This is a genomic window from Hansschlegelia plantiphila, assembly GCF_027922265.1.
Taxonomy (GTDB): domain Bacteria; phylum Pseudomonadota; class Alphaproteobacteria; order Rhizobiales; family Methylopilaceae; genus Methylopila; species Methylopila plantiphila.
Window position 1 is genome coordinate 333,863 of the sequence record NZ_BSFI01000004.1, and the last position, 21,714, is coordinate 355,576.

At 67.3% G+C, this 21,714-nt stretch carries 19 protein-coding genes, 1 pseudogene and 1 riboswitch; of the genes and pseudogenes, 14 read left to right on the top strand and 6 right to left on the bottom strand.

Annotated features, from left to right (window positions below):
* Nucleotides 1-88 precede the first annotated feature (88 nt).
* Both PKE75_RS04935 and mgtA read left to right on the top strand, forming a co-directional pair.
* A complete protein-coding gene (locus PKE75_RS04935) occupies nt 89-292 on the top strand; it encodes a hypothetical protein (protein WP_271167580.1) in 204 nt (67 codons plus the stop codon).
* A 227-nt stretch (nt 293-519) separates the two neighbouring features.
* Complete coding sequence (mgtA, locus tag PKE75_RS04940; protein ID WP_271167581.1) at nt 520-3,093, top strand: magnesium-translocating P-type ATPase; 2,574 nt, start codon at nt 520-522, stop codon at nt 3,091-3,093.
* 180 nt (nt 3,094-3,273) lie between these two features.
* Here the strand turns inward: mgtA and PKE75_RS04945 are convergent, their stop codons facing one another.
* Complete coding sequence (locus tag PKE75_RS04945; RefSeq protein WP_271167582.1) at nt 3,274-4,137, bottom strand: aldo/keto reductase family oxidoreductase; 864 nt, start codon at nt 4,135-4,137, stop codon at nt 3,274-3,276.
* Nucleotides 4,138-4,229: 92 nt separating this feature from the next.
* Here PKE75_RS04945 and PKE75_RS04950 point away from each other — a divergent pair, with 92 nt between their 5' ends.
* The 3 genes from PKE75_RS04950 to PKE75_RS04960 all read left to right on the top strand — a co-directional run bounded on the left by PKE75_RS04950 (nt 4,230) and on the right by PKE75_RS04960 (nt 8,576).
* Nucleotides 4,230-5,150, top strand: coding sequence for a LysR family transcriptional regulator (locus tag PKE75_RS04950; RefSeq protein ID WP_271167583.1), 921 nt, complete (start codon nt 4,230-4,232; stop codon nt 5,148-5,150).
* Between the two features lie 334 nt (nt 5,151-5,484).
* Nucleotides 5,485-7,164 carry a hypothetical protein gene (locus PKE75_RS04955; protein ID WP_271167584.1) on the top strand — a complete coding sequence of 560 codons (1,680 nt, stop codon included), beginning with the start codon at nt 5,485-5,487 and terminating at the stop codon, nt 7,162-7,164.
* Between the two features lie 185 nt (nt 7,165-7,349).
* Nucleotides 7,350-8,576, top strand: coding sequence for an acyl-CoA dehydrogenase family protein (locus PKE75_RS04960; protein ID WP_271167585.1), 1,227 nt, complete (start codon nt 7,350-7,352; stop codon nt 8,574-8,576).
* On the opposite strand, the gene PKE75_RS04965 is transcribed toward PKE75_RS04960, so the two are convergent.
* Together PKE75_RS04965 and PKE75_RS04970 are read right to left on the bottom strand one after the other, a co-directional pair.
* Nucleotides 8,573-9,034 carry a response regulator gene (locus PKE75_RS04965; protein ID WP_271167586.1) on the bottom strand — a complete coding sequence of 154 codons (462 nt, stop codon included), beginning with the start codon at nt 9,032-9,034 and terminating at the stop codon, nt 8,573-8,575. The genes PKE75_RS04960 and PKE75_RS04965 overlap by 4 nt on opposite strands.
* A 113-nt stretch (nt 9,035-9,147) precedes the next feature.
* Nucleotides 9,148-10,035 (bottom strand): HpcH/HpaI aldolase/citrate lyase family protein, encoded by an 888-nt coding sequence (locus PKE75_RS04970; RefSeq protein ID WP_271167587.1) that lies wholly within the window; start codon nt 10,033-10,035, stop codon nt 9,148-9,150.
* 207 nt (nt 10,036-10,242) lie between these two features.
* Here PKE75_RS04970 and PKE75_RS04975 point away from each other — a divergent pair, with 207 nt between their 5' ends.
* Nucleotides 10,243-11,490, top strand: a complete 1,248-nt coding sequence (locus PKE75_RS04975; RefSeq protein WP_271167588.1) for a GGDEF domain-containing protein — start codon at nt 10,243-10,245, stop codon at nt 11,488-11,490.
* Nucleotides 11,491-11,497: 7 nt separating this feature from the next.
* Here the strand turns inward: PKE75_RS04975 and PKE75_RS04980 are convergent.
* The 3 genes and pseudogenes from PKE75_RS04980 to sciP form a co-directional block, all read right to left on the bottom strand.
* A pseudogene (locus PKE75_RS04980) lies at nt 11,498-11,950 on the bottom strand (helix-turn-helix domain-containing protein); the annotation flags it as partial.
* Between the two features lie 69 nt (nt 11,951-12,019).
* On the bottom strand, nt 12,020-12,166 hold the full coding sequence (locus tag PKE75_RS04985; RefSeq protein ID WP_271167589.1) for a hypothetical protein: 147 nt from the start codon (nt 12,164-12,166) through the stop codon (nt 12,020-12,022).
* Between the two features lie 156 nt (nt 12,167-12,322).
* On the bottom strand, nt 12,323-12,598 hold the full coding sequence (sciP, locus tag PKE75_RS04990; protein WP_271167590.1) for a CtrA inhibitor SciP: 276 nt from the start codon (nt 12,596-12,598) through the stop codon (nt 12,323-12,325).
* Between the two features lie 621 nt (nt 12,599-13,219).
* Here sciP and mnmA point away from each other — a divergent pair.
* From mnmA to PKE75_RS05030, 8 genes are all read left to right on the top strand, one after another.
* Nucleotides 13,220-14,395 carry a tRNA 2-thiouridine(34) synthase MnmA gene (gene mnmA / locus PKE75_RS04995; RefSeq protein WP_271167591.1) on the top strand — a complete coding sequence of 392 codons (1,176 nt, stop codon included), beginning with the start codon at nt 13,220-13,222 and terminating at the stop codon, nt 14,393-14,395.
* Nucleotides 14,392-15,033 carry a class I SAM-dependent methyltransferase gene (locus PKE75_RS05000; protein ID WP_271167592.1) on the top strand — a complete coding sequence of 214 codons (642 nt, stop codon included), beginning with the start codon at nt 14,392-14,394 and terminating at the stop codon, nt 15,031-15,033. The genes mnmA and PKE75_RS05000 overlap by 4 nt, the downstream gene beginning before the upstream one ends.
* A 63-nt stretch (nt 15,034-15,096) precedes the next feature.
* Entirely contained in the window at nt 15,097-16,458 is a 1,362-nt protein-coding gene (locus tag PKE75_RS05005; protein ID WP_271167593.1) for an ABC1 kinase family protein, read from the top strand.
* 153 nt (nt 16,459-16,611) lie between these two features.
* Nucleotides 16,612-16,902, top strand: a complete 291-nt coding sequence (locus PKE75_RS05010; protein ID WP_271167594.1) for an aa3-type cytochrome c oxidase subunit IV — start codon at nt 16,612-16,614, stop codon at nt 16,900-16,902.
* Between the two features lie 4 nt (nt 16,903-16,906).
* Nucleotides 16,907-18,106, top strand: a complete 1,200-nt coding sequence (locus tag PKE75_RS05015) for a Re/Si-specific NAD(P)(+) transhydrogenase subunit alpha (RefSeq protein WP_271167595.1) — start codon at nt 16,907-16,909, stop codon at nt 18,104-18,106.
* Nucleotides 18,106-18,549 (top strand): NAD(P) transhydrogenase subunit alpha part 2, encoded by a 444-nt coding sequence (locus tag PKE75_RS05020; protein ID WP_271167596.1) that lies wholly within the window; start codon nt 18,106-18,108, stop codon nt 18,547-18,549. Before PKE75_RS05015 ends, PKE75_RS05020 begins: the two co-directional genes overlap by 1 nt.
* A 4-nt stretch (nt 18,550-18,553) precedes the next feature.
* A complete protein-coding gene (locus PKE75_RS05025; protein WP_271167597.1) occupies nt 18,554-19,948 on the top strand; it encodes an NAD(P)(+) transhydrogenase (Re/Si-specific) subunit beta in 1,395 nt (464 codons plus the stop codon).
* 314 nt (nt 19,949-20,262) lie between these two features.
* A complete protein-coding gene (locus PKE75_RS05030) occupies nt 20,263-21,519 on the top strand; it encodes a cyclopropane fatty acid synthase (RefSeq protein WP_271167598.1) in 1,257 nt (418 codons plus the stop codon).
* A gap of 68 nt (nt 21,520-21,587) precedes the next feature.
* Nucleotides 21,588-21,697: riboswitch (TPP riboswitch) on the top strand.
* Nucleotides 21,698-21,714 lie beyond the last annotated feature (17 nt).

Consider the following 21,714-nt stretch of genomic DNA (forward strand, 5'->3'; position numbering starts at 1 on the left):
TTGGCCCATGCCGCCGGCGCCGCTTAATAAGCTGTGGCGACGGAACGCAGCCACTTAGCCCGCCGTTGCCGGTTAGGAGCACCACCGTATGAGCCTCGACGATCGACAGCGGCCCGACCATGATCGAGATCGGCTGTCGGCGGATGGCAAGCCGCCGGGCAGGGGGAGGTCGATGGCGTGCTTGGTGGCGCTCGCCGTCGCGGTGATCATGGGCGCGATTTTCCTGGCGAACCGACCTGACGCGTGGCGGCAGAACGATCCACAGTTGACCGCGCCGGCGACACGGCCCTAGGCCGACAGGCGACAGGGATCGGGCGCTCGTGGCGAGGCTGAACAGAGCAGCCATCGCGCCTCACCGGCCGCCGGCGGTCGGGCGCGCGCCAGGACTTATCAGCGGACGGTCCCCGAACTCTGATGTTGCAGCTCTGGCCGAGCGCCGACTGACGCGCTGTGGTCTTCGCAAGCTCGACGAGGAAACAAGCGATGCAGCCATCCGGGCCTGTCACGCAATCGTCGCCCATGGACAACGCCATTCCCTCGGCCGCCTACTGGTCGCGGCCTGTCGCCGATGTGAGCGTCGAATTGAAGGCGACGATGGCCGGGCTGTCCTCCGATGAGGCGCGCTCCCGGCTGATGCGGGATGGGCGAAACAGCCTGAGCAGCGAGGGCGGCGCGACGCCGCTCCAGGTCTTCGCCCGACAGTTCTACAGTCCGCTGGTCCTGATCCTGATCTTCGCGGCTATTGTTTCTGCGTTCGTCGGCGAAGGTCACGAGGCGCTGATCATCGGCGTGATCGTGCTTGCAAGCTGCGCGCTGAGCTTCAGCCAGGAGTACAGCGCCTCCAGGGCTATGGAAACGCTGAAGAAGCGTATTTCCAGCAAGGCGACGATCCTGCGCGATGGAGTGGAAACGACCATTCCGACGGAAGAGATCGTTCCGGGCGATATCCTGAGACTGTCGGCGGGCAGCCTGATACCGGCGGATGGCGTCATCGCGGAAGCGCGGGACTTCAACGTCAGCGAGGCCGCGTTGACGGGCGAAACCTTTCCGGTGGTGAAATCTCCCGGTCAGGTGGCTTCGGACGCAGGGCTTTCGGCTCGCAGCAATGTCGTCTTCACCGGAACCTCGGTGCGCAGCGGCACAGCGACCGTGCTCGTGGTGAAGACCGGCAATCGAACGGAGTTCGCCGGCATAGCGGCGTCCATCCAACGCAAGACGCCGGAAACCGAGTTCGCCGCCGGCATCCGCCGGTTCGGCTATCTGATGACGCAGATCATGCTCGTCATCGTCGTTCTGGTGTTCGTCGCCAATCTGCTGCTCGACAAGCCGCTGATCGACTCGCTGCTCTTTTCCCTGGCGCTCGCCGTAGGCCTCACCCCCGAACTTCTGCCGGCGATCATCAGCGTCACGCTATCTCGCGGCGCCCGGACGCTCGCCGGCAACGGCGTCATCGTCAGACGCCTCGAAGCGATCGAGAACCTCGGCAGCATGGATATCCTATGCACCGACAAGACCGGGACGCTGACGGAAGGAGTGATCCATCTCGATGGCTGCTTCGGCGCCGATGGCGAGGCGTCGGCCGATGTGACGCTGTGGGCGCGCCTGAACGCGGTGCTTCAGACCGGACTGAAGAACCCGCTCGACGAAGCCATCGCCGTCTCTTGCGCCGGAAACGACGATCTCGCCGGATACGCCAAGGTGGATGAGATCCCCTACGATTTCGTGCGGAAGTCCCTCTCGGTCGTCGTGCGTGACGGGACCGCCGGGCAGGACGACCTCATGATCTGCAAGGGCGCGGTGCACAATGTCTCCGCGGCCTGCACGTCTGTCCTGACCACAGCAGGACCGGCGCCGCTCGACGACGAACGGCGGATTGCGCTCGAGGAGAGGTTCAAGGCGTGGAGCGCCGAGGGCTATCGGGTGCTCGCGCTCGCGATCCGCCATATCCCCCGGCGCCCGTCCTACAGCCGGTCGGACGAAGCCGATCTCGCCTTCGCCGGCTTCCTGCTCTTCCTCGATCCGCCCAAGCCGGGAATGGCGGAGACGCTCAGGGCGATGTCGGCGCGCGGCATCGGCGTGAAGGTCATCACCGGCGACAACCGCTACGTCGCCCAGCATCTGGCCGCGACGGTCGGACTGAAGACCCACGGCATGATCACCGGCGAAGAGCTTTCGCACATGACGAAGGAGGCGCTGTTCGGACTTGCGCCGAAAACCGATCTCTTCGTCGAGATCGACCCGAACCAGAAGGAACGGATCATCGCGGCCCTGCGCCAGCGGGGCCATGCCGTCGGCTATCTCGGCGACGGCATTAACGACGCCCCTGCGCTGCACACGGCCGATATCGGCATCTCCGTGGAGAGCGCGGTCGATGTGGCGCGCGAAGCCGCGGACATGATCCTTCTGCAACGCGATCTGGGCGTGCTGCTGACGGGCATCGACGACAGCCGCAAGACTTTCGCAAACACGATGAAGTACATCTCGATCACCACCAGCGCCAGCTTCGGCAACATGATCAGCATGGCGTTCGCGTCGCTGTTCCTGCCGTTCCTTCCCTTGCTCGCCAAGCAGATCCTGCTGAACAATTTCCTGTCCGACCTTCCGTCTCTGGCGATCGCCTCCGACAATGTCGACGACGACCAGACGAAATCGCCAAAGCATTGGGATATCGGCTATATCCGCCGGTTCATGCTAATCTTCGGCCTCGTCAGCACAGTGTTCGATTTCATCACTTTCGGCTTTCTGCTCGGGGTCGTTCAAGCGGCTCCCGGAACGTTCCAGACGGCGTGGTTCGTGGAATCGCTGATCACCGAACTCGCCATCGTCTTCATCATCCGGACCCGCAAAGCGTTCTGGCGCAGCAGGCCCGGCAGCCTGCTCGCCTGGCTCAGCCTCGCCACGCTCCTGCTGGCGGTCGCCATTCCTTATCTGCCCTTTGCGGACTGGTTCGGATTTTCGCCGCTGTCACCCTTCGTAATGGGGGGGATACTCGTGATCACCGTGCTGTATCTGCTGGCGTCGGAAGCGACGAAGCACTGGTTCTTCAAGCGCGAAAGTCGCCGAGCGCCTGTGAGGGAAATAGCGCACGTGTGACCCGCAGGGCTCGCGGCTGCGCGCACTCCTCGGACAAACTGGGCGCCGTGGTCGCGCCCGGCGGCTTGCAGGCCGCTGGGCGAGGAACAGACCAAGCGCGCAGGTTGCGACCGGTCGACAAGATCCGAGGTCGTCCGAGGAGGGCGCACGAGCTTGTCTCAGCGCCTTGCGGGCGGCGGTCTACCCGATCCGATTCAACGCGGCGATCGCGTCGGCTGGCAGTTCGAGATCGACTGCGGCGAGGTTTTCGCGCAGGTGGCCGAGCGACGACGTGCCGGGGATCAGGAGGATATTGGGCGAACGCTGAAGCAGCCACGCCAGCGCGACCTGCATCGGCGTGGCGCTGAGCTCCTGCGCGACGCGAGACAGCGCATCGGACTGCAGCGGAGAAAAGCCTCCAAGCGGGAAGAACGGGACATACGCGACGCCAGCGGCCGCAAGTTCGTCGATCAGCGCGTCGTCATCCCTGTGAGCCAGATTGTACTGGTTCTGCACGCAGACGATCTCGACCAGGCCGCGTCCCTCAGCGATCTGTCGCGACGTCACGTTGCTGAGGCCGATATGCCGGATGAGCCCCTGCCGCTTCAGTTCGGCGAGCGCCGCGACCGGCTCGGAGATCGAGCCTTCGGCAGGGCGATGGGCGTCGAACATGATCCGCATGTTGACGACGTCGAGCGCTTCGAGCCCGAGATTGCGCAGGTTGTCCTCCATCGCGCGCTTCAGTTCGTCGGCCGAGAAGGCCGGAAGCCAGGCGCCGTCGTCCCCGCGGCGCGCGCCCACCTTGGTCACGATCACGAGGTCTTCCGGATATGGCCTCAACGCCTCGCGGATGAGTTCATTGGTGACGTGCGGACCGTAGAAGTCGCTGGTGTCGATATGGTCGACGCCCCGCGCCACAGCTTCTCTGAGCACGGCGAGCGCGCCGTCGCGGTCCTTTGGCGGGCCGAAGACGCCGGGCCCCGCCAATTGCATCGCCCCATAGCCCATTCGCTTCACGCGCCGCTCGCCGAGCGTGAACGTTCCGGCTTTGCCGATCTCGGTCATGATTGTCTCCCTGACTGCGGAACACATCTAGGGTCTATCCGTGCGCGCGAAAATCAGGCCCTATCCACACGGGCTGTGCGGAGCGCCGAACAATGGCCGCAGATCTGAGCGACCTCGCGTCTTTCGTGGCGGTCGCAAACGCAGGCGGCTTCCGAGAAGCCGCGCGCGCGATCGGCGGAAGCGCTTCCGCCCTCAGCGAAGCTGTGCGACGTCTGGAGGCGAAGCTCGGAGTGCGCCTGCTGAACCGCACCACGCGGAGCATCGCTCCCACCGAAGCGGGCCGTCGCCTGCTCGAAAGACTGACCCCGGCGCTTGGCGAGATCGAAGCTGCGCTCGACGTCGTCAACGGATTCCGCGACCGGCCGGCCGGGGTCCTGAAGCTCAACGTCCCGGTCAGCGCGGCTCGTCTCGTGCTACCCCGTATCGTGCCGCGCTTTCTGGCCGCCTATCCCGACATCCGTCTGGAGGTGATCGCGGACGACAGGTTCGTAGACGTGCTGGCGGCCGGCTGCGACGCCGGCATCCGCTACGACGAACGCCTCGAGCAGGATATGATCGCGGTTCCTATCGGCCCGCGCAGGCAACGTTACGCGACGGCGGCGGCGCCTGCCTATCTCGACCGGCGCGGCCGGCCCGAACATCCGCGCGATCTGCTGGACCACGCCTGCCTGCGCGGCCAGTTCGCCAGCGGCGCGATGACCATCTGGGAGTTCGAGCGTGACGGCGAAGTCGTGACCCTGGAGCCTGGCGGACCGCTGATCGTTCGGGTGGGCGCCGCTACAGACCTCGCCGTCGACGCTGCGGTCGCCGGAAGCGGAGTGATCCAGCTGTTCGAGGACTGGTTGCGCCCGCATCTCGACAGCGGTGCGCTGGAGCCGGTGCTCGAGCCGTGGTGGCAGGTGTTTTCGGGGCCGTTCCTTTACTACCCAGGCCGCCGCTACTTGCCCACGCCGCTCCGAGCTTTCATCGACTTCACGCGATCGCTGGGCGATGAGGCCGGGCCGGATCAGTAATCAGCCAGCAAAGCTGGAGCGCTCGCGTCCAGCCGCCTTATCGACCGCAGCCAGAAATCAAGTTTTCAATTTAGTCAAAGCCCCAAGAGATAATGATCTTTGACTTCAATGGAGGGGTCGGCCACCTTGAGATAGCTGGAAATGAAAGCATCTCCGAGAGGGCAATGAAATGATAGCCGGCAGTTTTGAGAGATTTCCGAAGTCAATAAGGAAAAATACGTACCGATGCAATCTTCTGTCCAGTGAAGGCGGAGCCTTCATCCTGAATGGGATCGATGAAGAGACCAAAAGCCGGATTAGGATTGAATTTCAGCCTGCGTCAGGCCTCTACTCCGTGCTGAAGGTCGACGGGGCGACATGGTTCGAAAGCTCTGTCGCGGTCGCCTGCAACAAATTCCTGGATCTTTCGGTTTCGCAACGGACCGCCTCGTTCGATGGCTCCGGTCCCGTCAGAGGCGTGTCGTCCCGACTGTCGACGACAGGCCGTCGTTCGGTCGCGAGAGTGCAGATCGACGGCGTCGAGAAACGCCGCTGGAAAGTGGTCGACCGCCTGTCGGACGGCTCGGTGGTGCAGGGCGAAGGCGCGGGGCGCGCCGTCGTTCAGGCGTCGCTCAGCAAGGCGGACAAGTCAGGGCGGCGCATCTGGTCCCGTCGCGTTCACGTCGCGAGCAAGGAGATCGGCGCGCTCGAATTCGGATTGGCCGCTCGGGCGGTGCGAGTGGCGGAGATCGAGACCTCACTGGCGGACGGCGGCGTTTTAACGGCCGAGAAGCGGATCTGGAGAACGGCCGAAGGGGCTTTCCTCTCGATCAGGACCAAGCCGTCAGGCGGCGTTCTCGAAAGCGGGTCCGATGTCCTCGCTCGCGTCCCGGGCCACGTGACGGGCCACGCCGACCGGACCGGCTCGCGCGAGATGGTCACGACCTACCTTGATGGAAGCGTGCGAACCGTCAGGGTGACGGAGACCGCCGGTCCCGCCGGCCGGACGGAAAGCATCGTCTCGCGCTTCGAAGGAAGCAGGGGGATCGAGAGCCATTCCGCCACCAAGAATTTTCATACGCCCGGCGGCATGTCGTGGCGCGCCGAGTCAACGTTCGACACGCCTTTCGAAAAGCGGGATGGGACGTCCAAACGACAGTCGGAGACCTTCGGGGAGGACGGCAGCTATTCGAAGACCGAGGTCACAATCGACGTTCAGGGCGGCAGCGGCACCATCATCATCGACACCGTCACACGCGCGGCGGACGGGACGGGCTCGCAGCACACGACGGTGACCGATCTCGACGGGAACGTGAAGTCCGACGAGACGCATCCGTTGCCGGGATATGGAACGGTCGACGACGAGGATCCGGGAGGGACCGGAGGCGAGGATGGCGGAGACGACGGAACTGACGACGGGGATGACGGCGGAGATGGCGGGGACGACGGCGGAGATGACGGGACCGACGGTGGGGAAGACGGAGACGGCGACGAGGGCGACGGTTCGGGTGAGGACGACCCGCAAGGCGGCGGAGATGACGGCGGCGAATCCGGCGATTGGGACGACGAGGGCGGAGGTGAAGAAGGTCCGAGCCTTCCGCCGCAGAGTTCCGGCGCTTCGATCGACATCGTGCTTGGCGAGCATGAGATCGGCGAGACCGACGACGAATGGGGCTCGGAAGGCGTCTACGGCGCCGCGATCGGCCGGCATCTGAACGATGCGGCCCAATCCGCCGCGCCTACGCACCTGTCCGGATCGGGCTGGGGCGACGCGGGGAGCGAGCGCGGAACCGACATCCGGGCGGCGGCCCAGAGTTCGGGCGTCTATGTGGCGGTGGGCGCCACGGATGGCTGGGACGGCACCAATCCTCGGGCGTTGATCGCGTCCTTCGCCCGGCTCACAAGCCAGATGGCGGGCCAGACCTCGGGTTCAGCGACCTTCCATGTCATGGCCGCGTCCACGGCGAATCTTCGCCTCGGCGCTCAGATCGACAGGGTCTTGGCTCGCGCCGGGACGAAGACCATGCCCACTTGAGCCAGTCACCGGGCCGCCGTCCAAAGAGAAGGTGGAGTTCGGCGGTCAAGCCGATCGGTCTTCAGGGGTTTCCGGGTGTTCCGGAAACCCCTTTTCTTTTGTCGCGTCGCGGCGTCCGACGAGCGTCGCATGGGCCGGGCCGATCGCAACGCTAGCTGGCGGCGTGACGCTTCCTGGGAGGATTCATGCCGAAGACCGACGTCATCATCCCCGAGCCTCCCGAACTGACCTCGCCGTGGCGCACGGAACCCCGCGTCCGGCTGCAGCAGGAGGCCCGCGCCTTCGCCCGCGACGTCGTCCTGCCCATCGCCGACGAGCTCGACCCGCAGAAGGCCGAGATGCCGCGCTCGCTGATCGACCAGATGGCGGCGAAGGGCTGGTTCGGGATCACGATTCCCGCAAAGCACGGCGGCATGGGGCTCGGCGTGTTCGAATACTGCCTGGTGTCGGAGGAGCTGGCGCGGGCGTGGCTGTCGGTCGGCAGCATCCTGGCGCGGGGGCAGGGGCTCGGCACCCAGACGCTCGACGACAGGCGCAGGCTGGAGCTGCTCGCGAAGTCCGCGCGCGGGGAATGGATCGGAAGCATTTCCCTGTCGGAGCCGACGGCCGGCTCCGACCTCGCCGGCGTCAGGACACGAGCGGTGCGCGACGGCGACCACTGGGTGCTGACCGGAACCAAGCGATGGGCGGGCTTCGCGCAGGCCGCGGACTTCATCGAAGTTCTAGCGCGAACGCGCGAGCCGGAGGAGGGCGAGCCGCGCTCGGCGGGACTGGAGCCGTTTCTCGTCGTCAAGCAACCGGGAAGCTTCCCGAAGGGCGTGACCGGCCGCGTCATCGACAAGATCGGCTATCACGGCTTCCTGACGTTCGAACTCGAACTCGACGGCGTGCGCGTGCCGGAGAGCGACCGGCTGACGGGCCTCTATGGCGACGGCGGCGCGGACGCCGATTCCGGCGGCTTCGCGGCCGTGCAGCGCGGTCTCAACATCGCGCGCGTCCACACCGCGGCGAGGGCCGTCGGCGTGGCGCAGGCCGCGGTCGAGGACTGCCAGGCCTATCTGCAGGAGCGCGAGCAGTTCGGCCGCGCGATCGGCGACTTCCAGGCGCTGCGCTTCGCGCTCGCCGACATGGCGGCGGAGGTTCGGCAGGCGCGCGCCTTCTGGCGGCAGGTCGCGCATCTCCTCGACGAGGGCTGCTCCGCCGAGAGCGAGACGGCGATGGTCAAGCTGCTCGCGACCGAGATGGCGGTCCGTGTCACCAGTCAGGCGATGCAGCTTCACGGCGGCAACGGCTACACCACCGAGCGCCGGGTGGAGCGCTATTGGCGGGACGCTCGGCTGACGACGATCTTCGAAGGCACCAGCGAGATCCAGCGCCGCATCATCAGCGACCGCCTGCTGCCGCGGCCTTAGCGCGCGGAGTGGCTGGCCTGCGCGGCGGCCGCGGTCGCGGTCGGCGCGCCCGTCGCGCTCCATTCGGCGAACAGCTCAAGTCCGCGCGGAACGGGCGGGGCCGCGCCTGCGAGCGTCGCGGCGAAATAGTCCAGCGCCGACGTCACGTCGGAGGCGACCGACAGCCGGGCGATGACGCCCGCCGCCGCGGCCCTGTCGTCCGCGCCGAGCGCGGCGTCGGCGGTGGTGAAGACCACCGCGACGCCATGCGCTGCGGCCGCCGCGCCCATGTCGCCGCCCGTCCATCCGTTTGCGAGCCGCAGGCCGACCAGAACGAGATGGACCTTGGCGGACCGCAGCAGCGCGACGGCGGTGTCCCGATCGGCGGCCAGCCCGACGAGCTCATGCCCGGCATCGACGACTATGGGGGCGAGGCGTCCCGCCACCATCATGTCGTCGTCGACGATCAGCACCCGCATGCGGTCTCCCCGAATCACTCCCCATCCGGTGTTACCTCCAGGCGCCGTGCGACGCCATCAGGACGACTACGCGCCTGTGGACGGATCGGTCGCAGCCGCCGCGACCGGCGCCGTCAGCGGTCCCTCGCCGAGATCGCCTCGTGCCATGAGACGGCGCGACGGGCCATGCCGATGTGCTGACGCTCATACATGCGGCCGTCGATCTTGATCGCGCCGCGGCGGGCGTTCTCCGGCAGGTCGAACGCCTCGATCACCTTGCGCGCGCGGGCGACCTCTTCGGCGCTCGGCGCGAAGCAGGTGTTGGCGGGCTCGATCTGGCTCGGATGGATGATGGTCTTGCCGTCGAATCCAAGGTCGCGCGCCTGGCGGCATTCCTCCCGGCAGCCGTCGACGTCGCCGATGTCGTTGAACACGCCGTCGAGGATGGTCAGCCCCTCCGCCCGTGCGGCCGCAAGGGCGAACATGATCCAGGGCATCATCGGCGCGCGGCCCTTCACGATCTGAGCCCAGGTGTCCTTGGCGAGGTCGTTGGTTCCGAGCACGAGGCAGGTGAGGCGCGCGCCGGGGACTGTGCGGCGGGAGGCCGCCACCTCCTTGATGTTGAGGATCGAGGCCGGCGTCTCGATCATCGCCCAGACGTCGATGCTCTCGGGCGCGTCGAGCGCCTCCAGCCGGTTGGCGATGCTCTCGAGCACCGCGGGCGACGAGACCTTCGGCATCAGGATCGCGTCGGGCCGGGCCTCGATCGCGGCCTTGAGGTCGGCTTCGCCCCACGGGGTCTGCGGCGCGTTGACCCGGATGATGAGTTCGCGGTCGCCGTAGCCGCCCTGGGCGATCGCCGCGCAGACCTGCTCCCGCGCGATCTCCTTGGCCTCCGGCGCGACGGCGTCCTCGAGGTCGAGGATCAGCGCGTCGGCGGGCAGCGTCCGCGCCTTCTCGAGCGCCCGCTGGTTGGAGCCGGGCATGTACAGAACGCTGCGGCGAAGGCGGAGGTCGGCCATGGGCGGAGTCCGTTTGCGTGTTCAGATCGCCTCTCGTAGCAGACAAGGCGGGGCGCGGCGTATTCGCCTCAGGTCGCGGCGATGGCGCTGCGGACCTATCCTGTTGCAAAACCACGATTGCCAAACCACCGGGCCGGCGCCATTCCCCGGTCCGGCGCGGCCTGTCGCGCTGGAGGGCCGCTCCGAGGCGGCGGGGAAAAGCGCTCAATGGCCGGCGTCGCTCTGCTGCTTCTGCACGCGACCGTCTACTTCACGGTGATGGCCGCCCTGCTAAAGGCGCGGCGGCGCTACGGCATCGGCCTTTTCGTGTGCGCCCTCGGCGTCATGCACTTCCTCGAGACCTATCTCGCCGCGGTGTTCTTTATAGAACTGCCGTTCGGGCTGCTGTCGCCGGGGTCCACCGTTTTGTTCAGCGGCAAGCTGATGATGTTCCTGTTGCTCTACATCCGCGAGGACGCGGAGGTGGTGCGCCAGCCGATCTACGGCCTGTTCATCGGCAATCTGCTTCTGGTCGTGCTTGCGTTGATCCTGCGGATGCACACCTCCGTCGCGCACCTCGCCGGCGGGGCCCCGGATCTTGGCTTCATCGATCAGATCGGCGTGCTGATGGTGTGGGGCACGCTGCTGCTGTTCGTCGACTGCATCGCGCTGATCCTGCTTTACGAGAATCTGTCGCGGCTGTTCGCGCGCAACGTGGTCGCGGTCGCCTTCGTCAGCGCGTCGCTGGTGCTGACCTTCGACCAGCTCGCCTTCTTCCCCGTGTTGCGCTGGACCAGCGGCGTCCCGTTCTCCGCGCTGGTGGGAGGATTGGTCGCCAAGCTCGGAGCGGCGGCGTTCTACAGCCTTCTGATCGGCGTCTATCTGCGCTTCGTCGAGCAGGGCGAGGACCGCCGGTCGCGGCGCGGCGTGTGGGACGTCTTCCAGGCGCTGACCTACCGCAACCGCTACGAGGATCTGCTCAAGCGCTCGCTGATCGATGAGGTCACGGGCGTTCGCAATCGCGGGGCCTTCGAGCAGACCTGCCGCGAGTGGCTCGACCGACCGGCGCCGGACGGGCGGCCGGTGACGGTCGCGATGGCCGACATCGATCATTTCAAGGCGATCAACGACGCCCTCGGCCACGTCGCCGGCGACGCGGTGCTGCGCTCGGTCGGCGGCGCGCTCGAGCGCTTCGTGCGGAACGGCGACCTCGTCTTCCGCTATGGCGGCGAGGAGTTCGTCCTGCTGGTCAGGGATCTCGACCACGCCGGGGCCGTGACGCTTGCGGAGCGGTTGCGGGCCTCGGTCTCGGAGGAAGTCCGAGCCGCGGACGGCGCCCCTGTGACGGTGAGCGTCGGCGTCGCGACCTCGACCTCCGGAGATCTGCGCGGTCTGCTGCACACCGCAGACCAGCGCCTCTACGAGGCCAAGCGGCTCGGCCGCAACCGCGTCGTCGGCGAGGCCCAGTCGGCCTGAACGGTCTCTAGGCCGCCGCCACCCCACCTTGCGGCGGGGGCACGGCGAAGCCTTCGTCGTCGTACTGGTTGAGCTTGTTGCGCAACGTGCGGATCGAGATGCCGAGGATGTTCGCGGCGTGGGTCCGGTTGCCGCGGGTGTGGCCGAGCGTGTCGAAGATCAGGTCGCGCTCGACGTCGGCGATCGTGCGCCCGACGAAGCCACGCGTCACGCTTTCGGCCGCCTCCGCGGCGCCGCGCGGGCCGGAATCGAGCATCGAGCCGTCCGGCGTGCGGATCACGTCCGCGCCGATCTCCAGCCCCGACGACAGCGGGACCGCGCGGTGGATGGCGTTCTCGAGCTCGCGGACGTTGCCGGGGAAGCGCCCGCGCCCGAGCCCGCGCGCGAGCGCGGGCTCGGCCTCGACCGAGCGCGGCCGCACGGGCATGCCGTTCATGACCGCGTATTTCCCATGGCGATGCGCGTCGCCGCGGTGAGTTGGCCCTTCAGGCGGCCGACTATGGTGAGGCGCATGGGGCTCTCCTTGCTGTCAGGGGCCGACCGATTCCGCCTTCAACCGTCCGACCATCTCGGCGGCGATCATGCGGCGTCCGGCCTCTCCGGCTCCAGCTGAGAGCGCAAGCTCGCCGCCGCCGGCCTCCCCGAACGACCGCAAGAACTGAAGAAGACCGCTCAACCGCGAAACCTCCGGCCGCTCCCCGAAGGAGCGGCGCCCGGCAAGAATTGCCCGGCGCTTGGTAAACGCGGCGTTAACTCCATCGGCGGTCAGCGCAAAAACGAAAACGCCGGCCACGAGGGCCGGCGCGTTTGCGGTCTGCTATGCTTTGTGGATTCAGGCGCGATACTGCTGGATACGCGTCGTGCGGAGGCCGGCGAGACCGTGCCTGTCGATCGACGCCTGCCAGGACAGGAATTCCTCGACGGTCAGCGTATAGCGCTGGCACGCCTCTTCCAGGCTGAGAAGCCCGCCTCGGACGGCCGCGACCACTTCGGCTTTGCGGCGAATGACCCAACGTTTCGTATCCGTCGGCGGCAGATCCGCGACCGTGAGCGGACTACCGTCCGGCCCGATCACGTATTTGGTTCGCCCGCGATGCATTTCGGTCATCGATACTCTCACGCGTCTGACCCGTACTCGACGACGTTACGAGACGTGATTTAACATTTGGCTAAGCGGAAAAGCGGTTTTCGATTGATTTCGAAAGGTTAAGAGAAAGTAATTCAATAGCTAACGATTTATGATCTTTGCGCCTCGTCAGTCGCATCTTGCGCGCGGCATATTTTGCCGCGCCTGGCAGAAACAGCCCGGGACGCCGGCGGTAAATCCCTTGAATTTTCAGGGAATAGCCACGGCATCGCGATTGCTCGGTCTCGGACGACGTCGTGTCCCGAGCGTTTCATGTCCGTTACCGCCGCCATCGCCCCGAACAGCCAGCCGACCGCCGGGCCGGTCGGGTCCGTGCGTTCGAGGGAAGGGAAAGGGGACCGTAAGGGGACGGTCGGAGGCCTTCTCTAAGGCGAAGACCCGAAGACCGAATCGTCCTCCGACTCGATGTCCGCCGCCGCTACGCCGATGCTGACGATCGGCGGCCTGTCGGTTCCGCTCGGCTCGGTCACCAGAGTGCGCGCCCCGGCTTCGGGCGCGTAAGGCGGGCCTTGCTTCCGTCCCGGCGCGTAAGGGGGTAAGAGGACGCGGACATTCCCGAGCCTCTTCAAGCCTTCGACGCCCATGACACTCGATCTCGACCTGCCCGGTCCGCCGGAGACGACCCGGATCGTCGTCGCCATGTCCGGCGGCGTCGACAGCTCGGTCGTCGCCGGCCTGCTGAAGCGGGCGGGCTACGACGTCGTCGGCGTCACCATGCAGCTCTACGATCACGGCGCTGCGACCGCCCGTAAAGGCGCCTGCTGCGCCGGCCGCGACATCCATGACGCGCGCGACGTGGCGGACCGCCTCGGCGTGCCGCACTATGTGCTGGACTACGAAGCGCGGTTCCGCGAGGCGGTGATCGAGCCCTTCGCCGCAAGCTATCTCAAGGGCGAGACGCCGATCCCCTGCGTCGCCTGCAACCAGACCGTCAAGTTCCTCGACCTGCTCGGCATGGCGCGCGACCTCGGGGCCGCTGCGCTTGCGACCGGCCACTACGTCGCGTCGAAGGCGTTGGCCGGCGGGGGCAGGGGACTGTTCCGCGCCGCGGACGGCGACCGCGACCAGAGCTATTTCCTCTATGGCACGACGCCGGAGCAGCTCGCGACGCTGCGTTTCCCGCTTGGTGGCCTGACGAAGCCCGAGGTGCGCGAGGCCGCCCGCGAGCTCGGCCTTTCCGTCGCCGACAAGCCGGACAGCCAGGACATCTGCTTCGTGCCGAACGGGCGCTATTCGGACGTGATCGAGAAGCTGAAGCCCGGCGCCGCCGAGCCCGGCCCGATCCGGCATGTCGACGGCCGCGAGCTTGGAACCCATGAGGGCGTGCTGCGCTACACGGTCGGCCAGCGCCGCGGGCTCGGCGTCTCCGGCGCCGAACCGCTGTTTGTGGTCCGCATCGACGCAGCGTCCCGGACGCTCGTCGTCGGCCCCCGCGAAGCGCTCGCGACCAGAACGATCCGCCTCCGCGCGGTCAACTGGCTCGGGGACGGCGCCTTCGGCGATCTTCCGGCGGAAGGCGTCGCGCTGCGCGCCAAGGTGCGGTCGACACGGCCCGCTGCGCCGGCGCGCTTGCGTCCGCTCGGGCGGGGCGAGGCCGAGGTCGAACTGCTCGACGGCGAGAGCGGCGTCGCGCCGGGGCAGGCCTGCGTGCTCTACGACGAGGCTACGGGCGACCGCGTGCTCGGGGGCGGGATCATCTGCAGTCCACCGAGCGTTCAGGCGCTCCCGGTCCGGCGCGTCAGCGAGGCGATTGCGTGAGCGTTCAGTACGACCTCCAGGGTCAGAAGCAGGCGTACGAAGGCTGGGCCCCCTTCTACGACAAGGTCTATGTGAGGTTTCTGGCGGACGGGCAGCGCAAGGCCGCCGCCGCCGCCGCCGCCTGCGGCCGCGACATCCTCGAGGTCGGCGTCGGCACCGGGCTGGTGCTGCGCTATTATCCTTCGGACGCACGGGTCGTCGGCGTCGACCTTTCCATCCACATGCTCGCCAAGGCGCGCGAGAAGGTTCTGTCGCAGGGGCTCGCCCAGGTGCGCGGCCTCTGTGCGATGGACGCCTGCAATCTCGGCCTGCCCGACGCCTCGTTCGACGCCGTCACCGTGCCCTTCGTCATCACGCTGGTCCCCGATCCCGAAGCCGCGCTCGACGAGATGCGCCGCGTGCTGCGCCCGGGCGGCGAGATCATCGTCGCTTCCAAGATGGGCGCCGAGAGCGGCCTGCGCATGAAGGTCGAGACGGCCCTCGCGCCGCTGGTGAAGAAGGTCGGGTGGTCCACGGACTTCAAGGTGTCGCGCCTCGCTGCGTGGGCGGCCACGACGCCGGACATGCAGGTCGTCGACGTCTTCGACATCTTCCCCGCGCCTTTCTTCAAGATCATCAGGATCAAGCGGGCGGCCTGAGCATCGGCCGCGTCATGATCGCGCTCTGGTCAACCGCGCCGCGGCGCACGACGTAAGCGGCTCATGGCCGACGAAACCGACATCGAACGCAACCGCTTCTCCGCCCGCGCGGCCCGCTACGCCCGCGTGGGCGTCAATGTCGGCGGGGTGGCGGCGCGCGTGGCGGGCGCCCGCCTGTTTGGCGGCGCGGACCGGGCGGACCGGGCCGCCGACCTCAGGGCGGCGCTGGGCGGCCTCAAAGGCCCGATCATGAAGGTGGCGCAGCTGCTCGCGACCATCCCCGACGCGCTGCCGCCGGAATATGCGGCGGAGCTCTCCCAGCTGCAGTCCGACGCGCCGCCGATGGGCTACGGCTTCGTCCGCCGCCGCATGGCGGCCGAGCTCGGCCCGGACTGGATGACGAAATTCGGCTCGTTCGAGAAGGAGCCGGCGGCGGCCGCCTCGCTCGGACAGGTCCACAAGGCGACGGCGCTCGATGGCGCGCCGCTTGCGGTGAAGCTGCAATATCCGGACATGGCCTCGGCGGTGGAGGCGGATCTCCAGCAGCTTCGCCTGCTGTTCGACCTACGCCGGCGCATCGATTCGTCGATCGACACCAGCCAGATCGCCGCGGAGATCGGCGCCCGCATCCGCGAGGAGCTGGACTACCGGCACGAGGCGAAGAACGCCGCGCTCTACAGGCTGATCCTCGCCGGCACGCCGGAAGTGCGCGTGCCCGGAGTGTGGCCGGAGCTTTCCACCGGCCGTCTGCTCACGCTCGACTGGCTCGAGGGCCGCAAGCTGCTCGAGTTCAAGGACGACGCGCTCGAGGTCCGCAACCGGCTCGCGGTCGCGATGTTCAAGGCCTGGTGGGGGCCCTTCAGCTCGCACGGCGTGATCCATGGCGATCCGCATCTCGGCAACTACGCCGCGTTCTCCGAGGACGGCGCGCCGCAGGGGATCAACCTGCTGGATTATGGCTGCATCCGGGTGTTTCCGGCCTCGTTCGTCGGGGGCGTGGTCGACCTCTACGAGGGCCTGCGCGATGGCGACGACGAGCGCGTGGCGCACGCCTATCAGGTGTGGGGCTTCAAGGACCTGAAACGCGAACTGATCGACATTCTCAACATCTGGGCCCGGTTCATCTACGGGCCGCTGCTCGACGACCGGGTGCGCACCATCGCCGATGGCGTGTCGCCCGGCGAATATGGCCGGCGCGAGGCTTTCAAGGTGCAGCAGGAGCTGAAGCGCAACGGTCCGGTGACGGTGCCGCGCGAGTTCGTGTTCATGGATCGCGCCGCGATCGGGCTCGGCGGGGTGTTTCTCCACCTGCGGGCGGAGCTGAACTTCTCCCAGCTGTTTCGCGACGCGATGGCGGATTTTTCCGTTGACGGCGTCGCCCGCAGACAGGCGGCAGCGCTGTCGTCTGTCGGGCTCGAGTCCTGAAACCACAAGACTTTTCGACGTTCAGAGCGCGCCTCTATCATAGCGTCTGGTATGTGGCATGCCAGACTTTCGACGAGATTGCCGCAGGTGCGTCTTTCCGCTACATGGCGACAGAAGGACGCTTCAAGAACGCCAATCAGGGGAAGTTACGGTATGGCCGATCACGCCGTCGAATATGCCACCGCGACCGGGAACGACTACGCCGAGCACGAGCGCACCTATGGTCTGGTGATGAAGCTCGCCAAGGTCGCGACGGCCCATCTCGTCGTGATCCTGATCTCGCTCGCCATCGGCGGCGTGAAGGGCGATTGGAAGATTTGTGGCGTCGGCATCGTGCTCGCGATCGTGACCGGCGTCATCGGCGCGATGAGCCCGAAGGGCAGCCTGATCCCCGCCGCCGTCGCCGGCGTCGTTGTTCTGGGCCTCTACGCGCTGTTCGGCTGACCCCATGCGCATCGCTGTCGCCAAGGAGACGGACCCGGGCGAACCCCGGGTCGCGCTGACGCCTGACGTCGTTAAACGACTTGTCGGCCTTGGCGCAGAGGTTGTGATCGAAAGCGGAGCCGGCCTGAAGGCCGGCGCCACCGACGCCGCCTACAAGGACATGGGCGCGACCATCGCAGGGGCGCGCTCGCAGGCGCTCTCCGGCGCCGACGTGCTGCTCACGGTGCGCCGTCCGGCGCCTGGCGGGCTCGACGGGCTGAAGCCCGGCGCGCTCGTGATCGGAATCATGGATCCTTACGGCAGGTCCGCCGAAATCGGCGAACTCGCCAAGACCGGCGTCTCGATCTTCGCGATGGAGCTGATGCCGCGCATCACACGCGCGCAGGTGATGGACGTGCTGTCGTCGCAGGCGAACCTGGCGGGCTACCGCGCGGTGATCGACGCCGCCGCGGAATTCGGCCGCGCCTTCCCGCAGATGATGACGGCCGCCGGGACCGTTCCGCCGGCCAGGGCCTTCGTGATGGGCGCGGGCGTCGCCGGCCTCCAGGCGATCGCGACCGCCCGGCGCCTTGGCGCCATGGTGTCGGCGACCGACGTCCGTCCCGCCTCCAAGGAGCAGGTGGCGAGCCTCGGCGCCAAGTTCGTCGCGGTCGAGGACGACGAGTTCAAGCAGGCCGAGACCTCCGGCGGCTACGCCAAGGAGATGTCCGATGGCTACAAGGCCAAGCAGGCCGAGCTGATCGCGAGTCACATCGCCAAGCAGGACGTCGTCGTCACGACGGCCCTGATCCCCGGTCGCCCGGCGCCGCGCCTCGTCACCACGGCGATGGTGAAGTCGATGAAGCCGGGCTCGGTGATCGTCGACCTCGCGGTCGAGCGCGGAGGCAATGTCGAGGGCGCGGTCGCAGACCAGGTGGTCGAGGTCGAAGGCGTCAAGATCGTCGGCTACGCCAATGTGGCGGGCCGCCTCGCGGCGTCGTCCTCGGCGCTCTACGCCAAGAACCTGTCCGCTTTCCTCGAGACGCTGATCTCCAAGGAGACCAAGCAGATCGCGGTCGACTGGGACGACGAACTCGTCAAGGCGACGGCGCTCGTGAAAGACGGGACGCCGATCCATCCGATCGTCAAGCCCGCCGATGCGCCGACGCCCGCTCCCGCGGCGGAAGCGCCCTCCGACGTTCCGCCCTTGCAGGAGCCTAGCTGATGGCCGAGCTCACCCCGGACCAGGCGCTCGAACGCGCGCGCGCAGCGGCCGAGGCCGCCCGCGAATCCGCGAACGCCGCGCAGTCCTACGCCGACCAGATCGCCGATTCCGCCGGCGTCGCGCTGCATGGCGCGACCGGCGGCGTGATCGACCCGTTCGTCTTCCGCCTCGCGATCTTCGTGCTCGCGGTGTTCGTCGGATACTACGTCGTGTGGAGCGTGACGCCCGCGCTGCACACGCCGCTGATGGCCGTCACCAACGCGATCTCCTCCGTCATCGTGGTCGGGGCGCTGCTCGCCGTCGGCGTCGAGCTCGCCGGCGGCTCGGGCCCCTGGTGGGCGCGGGCGTTCGGCTTCATCGCCCTCGTGCTCGCGAGCGTGAACATCTTCGGCGGCTTCCTCGTCACCGAGCGCATGCTCGGCATGTACAAGAAGAAGGGCTGACGCCGTGACCGACGTCGTCCAGATCATCTACCTCGTCGCAGGCGTTCTGTTCATCCTTGCGCTGCAGGGGCTTTCGAGCCCGGCGACCTCGCGCCGCGGCAACTACATGGGCATCGCGGGCATGACGCTCGCGATCGCCACCACGCTGTTCGTCTCTCCCCCGCACGGGGTGAGCGGCTGGCTGCTGGTGGTCGGCGGCCTCGCCATCGGCGGCGCGGTCGGCGCGGTCACGGCCAAGCGCATCGCGATGACCGCGATGCCGCAACTCGTCGCCGCCTTCCATTCGCTGGTCGGTCTCGCCGCCGTCGTCGTGGCGGCCGCGGCGCTCTATGCGCCCGAGGCCTTCGGCATCGGGACGTCCGGCGCGATCCACGGGCAGAGCCTGTTCGAGATGTCGCTCGGCGTCGCGATCGGCGCGATCACCTTCTCGGGGTCGATCATCGCCTTCGCCAAGCTCGACGGGCGGATGTCGGGCAAACCGATCATCCTGCCGATGCGGCACGCCATCAACATCGGCCTGTTCGCGCTGCTGGTCGTCCTGATCGCGCTGTTCGTGACGACCCAGAGCATCGCGGTGTTCTGGCTGATCACGCTGGTCGCGCTCGCCTTCGGCTTCCTGCTCATCATTCCGATCGGCGGCGCCGACATGCCGGTCGTCGTCTCGATGCTGAACTCCTACTCCGGCTGGGCCGCGGCAGGCATCGGCTTCACGCTCGGCAACCTCGCGCTGATCATCACCGGCGCGCTGGTCGGCTCTTCGGGCGCGATCCTCAGCTACATCATGTGCAAGGGCATGAACCGCTCCTTCATCTCCGTCATCGTCGGCGGCTTCGGCGGCGAGACGGCGGGCGGAGCGGCCGGCGAGGCGGAGACGCGGCCGGTCAAGCAGGGTTCGGCCGAGGACGCCGCCTTCATCATGAAGAACGCGTCCAAGGTCATCATCGTCCCCGGCTACGGCATGGCGGTCGCCCAGGCGCAGCACGCTCTGCGCGAGATGGCCGACAAGCTGAAGGAGGAAGGCGTCGAGGTGAAGTACGCCATCCACCCCGTCGCCGGCCGCATGCCGGGCCACATGAACGTCCTGCTGGCCGAAGCGCAGGTGCCCTATGACGAGGTGTTCGAGCTCGACGACATCAATCCCGAGTTCCGCGACGCCGACGTCGCCTTCGTGATCGGCGCGAACGACGTCACCAATCCGGCCGCCAAGACCGACAAGACCTCCCCGATCTACGGCATGCCGATCCTCGACGTCGAAAAGGCCGGCACCGTGCTGTTCATCAAGCGGGGCATGGGGTCGGGCTACGCCGGCGTCGAGAACGAGCTGTTCTTCCGCGACAACACCATGATGCTGTTCGGCGACGCCAAGAAGATGACGGAGCAGATCGTCAAGGGGCTCTGAGCCATACTGCCGCCCGGAGGGGCAACGAAAAAGGCCCGCGCGAGCGACTTCTTGCGCGGGCCTTTTTTGTCGCAGTGTTCCGGCGCGTCACGATAGACCGGTCACGGCCTCGAACTCTCGGGGAATGCCCAAGGTATTCCACGACTGCATTGCAGAATTGCGTGAGGCGAATGCCTCGGCCTCTCGTTTTCGTGACATCTGAAACTTAAGCTTCTCCCGTGAGTTAGCCCTGCCGCCCGGCAACCTCGGCTGTCCGACGCTGCGAAAGTCGAATGGTCCTGGTCGCGCCGGCGTGCACGAGCGGGATCTTCGGCATGGAATCGCTGCTTCGCAGGCTCTTCGGTCGCATCGTTCAGCGAGGCGACCTGTTGGTGACGTCGGCGTCGGGGGAGCGCTGGCGCTTCGGCGACGGTTCCGGCCAGCGGGTCGCGATCCGCTTCACCGATCGGCGTGCGCAATGGGGGATATTGCTCGCGCCCGACAAGAAGCTCGGCGAGCTTTTCATGGATGGCAGGCTGATCGTCGAGCAGGGCGACATCTACGCCTTCCTCGACCTCGTCCTCGGCCAGCTCCACGGCCAGCGCGATCCGCTGATCATCAGGATCATCGAACGCGGTCGTATGCTGTACCGCCGTATCGCACAGGCCAATGGCCAGCAGCGGTCGCGTCGGAACGTCGCGCACCACTACGATCTGGACGGCGGCCTCTACGACCTGTTCCTCGATTCCGACCGGCAATACTCCTGCGCCTATTATGAGGACGGGGACGCCACGCTGGAGGACGCCCAGCTCGCCAAGCGTCGTCATATCGCGGCGAAGCTCGTGATGCGTCCGGGCGACCGCGTGCTCGACATCGGCTGCGGATGGGGAGGGCTCGGGCTCTACCTCGCGGACGTCGCAGGCGCCGCAGAGGTGCTTGGCGTCACGCTGTCGAGCGAACAGCTCGGGATCGCGCGCCGTCGCGCGAAGGACGCGGGCCTCGACCGGCAGGTCTCGTTCGAGCTTCAGGACTACCGCACGCTCGGCGGCTCGTTCGACCGCATCGTGTCGGTCGGGATGTTCGAGCATGTCGGGGTCACGAACTACCGCACCTTCTTCGAGACCTGCCGCGACCGGCTGTCCGAGGACGGCGTCATGCTGCTGCACACTATCGGCCTGTCCGACGGGCCGCACTCCAACAATCCGTGGATCGAGAAGTACATCTTCCCCGGCGGCGCGCTGCCTGCGCTGTCGGAGCTCCTGCCGATCATCGAACGCTCCGGCCTCGTGCTGACCGACGTCGAGGTGCTGCGGCTGCATTACGCCTTCACGCTGCGGGACTGGCGGGAGCGGTTCCTCGCCCGGCGTGACGAGGCGCTTGCGCTCTATGACGAGCGCTTCTGTCGGATGTGGGAATTCTACCTCGCGGCCTGCGAGGTCGCGTTCAGGCATCGCAACGTGGTGGTCTTCCAGCTCCAGCTGGCGCGCCGACAGGAGGCCGTCCCCCTGACCCGCGGCTACATCGCGGAGATGGAAGAGGCGCTGAAGCGCGCGGAGCGCCGTGACTCGCAGTCGGCGGTCGCCGCGGAATAGCCGCATCGGGACCTGCGCCGTTCGGGCGCCGGTCCCTCGACATCCCCGCCGATCGCTCCTAACCTCGGCTCCGTTCCGAGGGGCGTCCCGCTGCGATGCGGGGCTGAGATGGCCAGAGGCCGATCCCTTCGAACCTGATCCGGGTCATGCCGGCGAAGGGACGGGACCGACGGCCGAGCCATGCGCGCGGCCTCC

Coding starts and splice junctions, on each gene's coding strand:
- PKE75_RS04935 (WP_271167580.1), top strand. CDS start 89: ATGAGCCTCGACGATCGACAGCGGCCCGACCATGATCGAGATCGGCTG.
- mgtA (WP_271167581.1), top strand. CDS start 520: ATGGACAACGCCATTCCCTCGGCCGCCTACTGGTCGCGGCCTGTCGCC.
- PKE75_RS04945 (WP_271167582.1), bottom strand. CDS start 4,137: ATGACCGAGATCGGCAAAGCCGGAACGTTCACGCTCGGCGAGCGGCGC.
- PKE75_RS04950 (WP_271167583.1), top strand. CDS start 4,230: ATGGCCGCAGATCTGAGCGACCTCGCGTCTTTCGTGGCGGTCGCAAAC.
- PKE75_RS04960 (WP_271167585.1), top strand. CDS start 7,350: ATGCCGAAGACCGACGTCATCATCCCCGAGCCTCCCGAACTGACCTCG.
- PKE75_RS04965 (WP_271167586.1), bottom strand. CDS start 9,034: ATGCGGGTGCTGATCGTCGACGACGACATGATGGTGGCGGGACGCCTC.
- PKE75_RS04970 (WP_271167587.1), bottom strand. CDS start 10,035: ATGGCCGACCTCCGCCTTCGCCGCAGCGTTCTGTACATGCCCGGCTCC.
- PKE75_RS04975 (WP_271167588.1), top strand. CDS start 10,243: ATGGCCGGCGTCGCTCTGCTGCTTCTGCACGCGACCGTCTACTTCACG.
- sciP (WP_271167590.1), bottom strand. CDS start 12,598: ATGACCGAAATGCATCGCGGGCGAACCAAATACGTGATCGGGCCGGAC.
- mnmA (WP_271167591.1), top strand. CDS start 13,220: ATGACACTCGATCTCGACCTGCCCGGTCCGCCGGAGACGACCCGGATC.
- PKE75_RS05005 (WP_271167593.1), top strand. CDS start 15,097: ATGGCCGACGAAACCGACATCGAACGCAACCGCTTCTCCGCCCGCGCG.
- PKE75_RS05010 (WP_271167594.1), top strand. CDS start 16,612: ATGGCCGATCACGCCGTCGAATATGCCACCGCGACCGGGAACGACTAC.
- PKE75_RS05015 (WP_271167595.1), top strand. CDS start 16,907: ATGCGCATCGCTGTCGCCAAGGAGACGGACCCGGGCGAACCCCGGGTC.
- PKE75_RS05020 (WP_271167596.1), top strand. CDS start 18,106: ATGGCCGAGCTCACCCCGGACCAGGCGCTCGAACGCGCGCGCGCAGCG.
- PKE75_RS05030 (WP_271167598.1), top strand. CDS start 20,263: ATGGAATCGCTGCTTCGCAGGCTCTTCGGTCGCATCGTTCAGCGAGGC.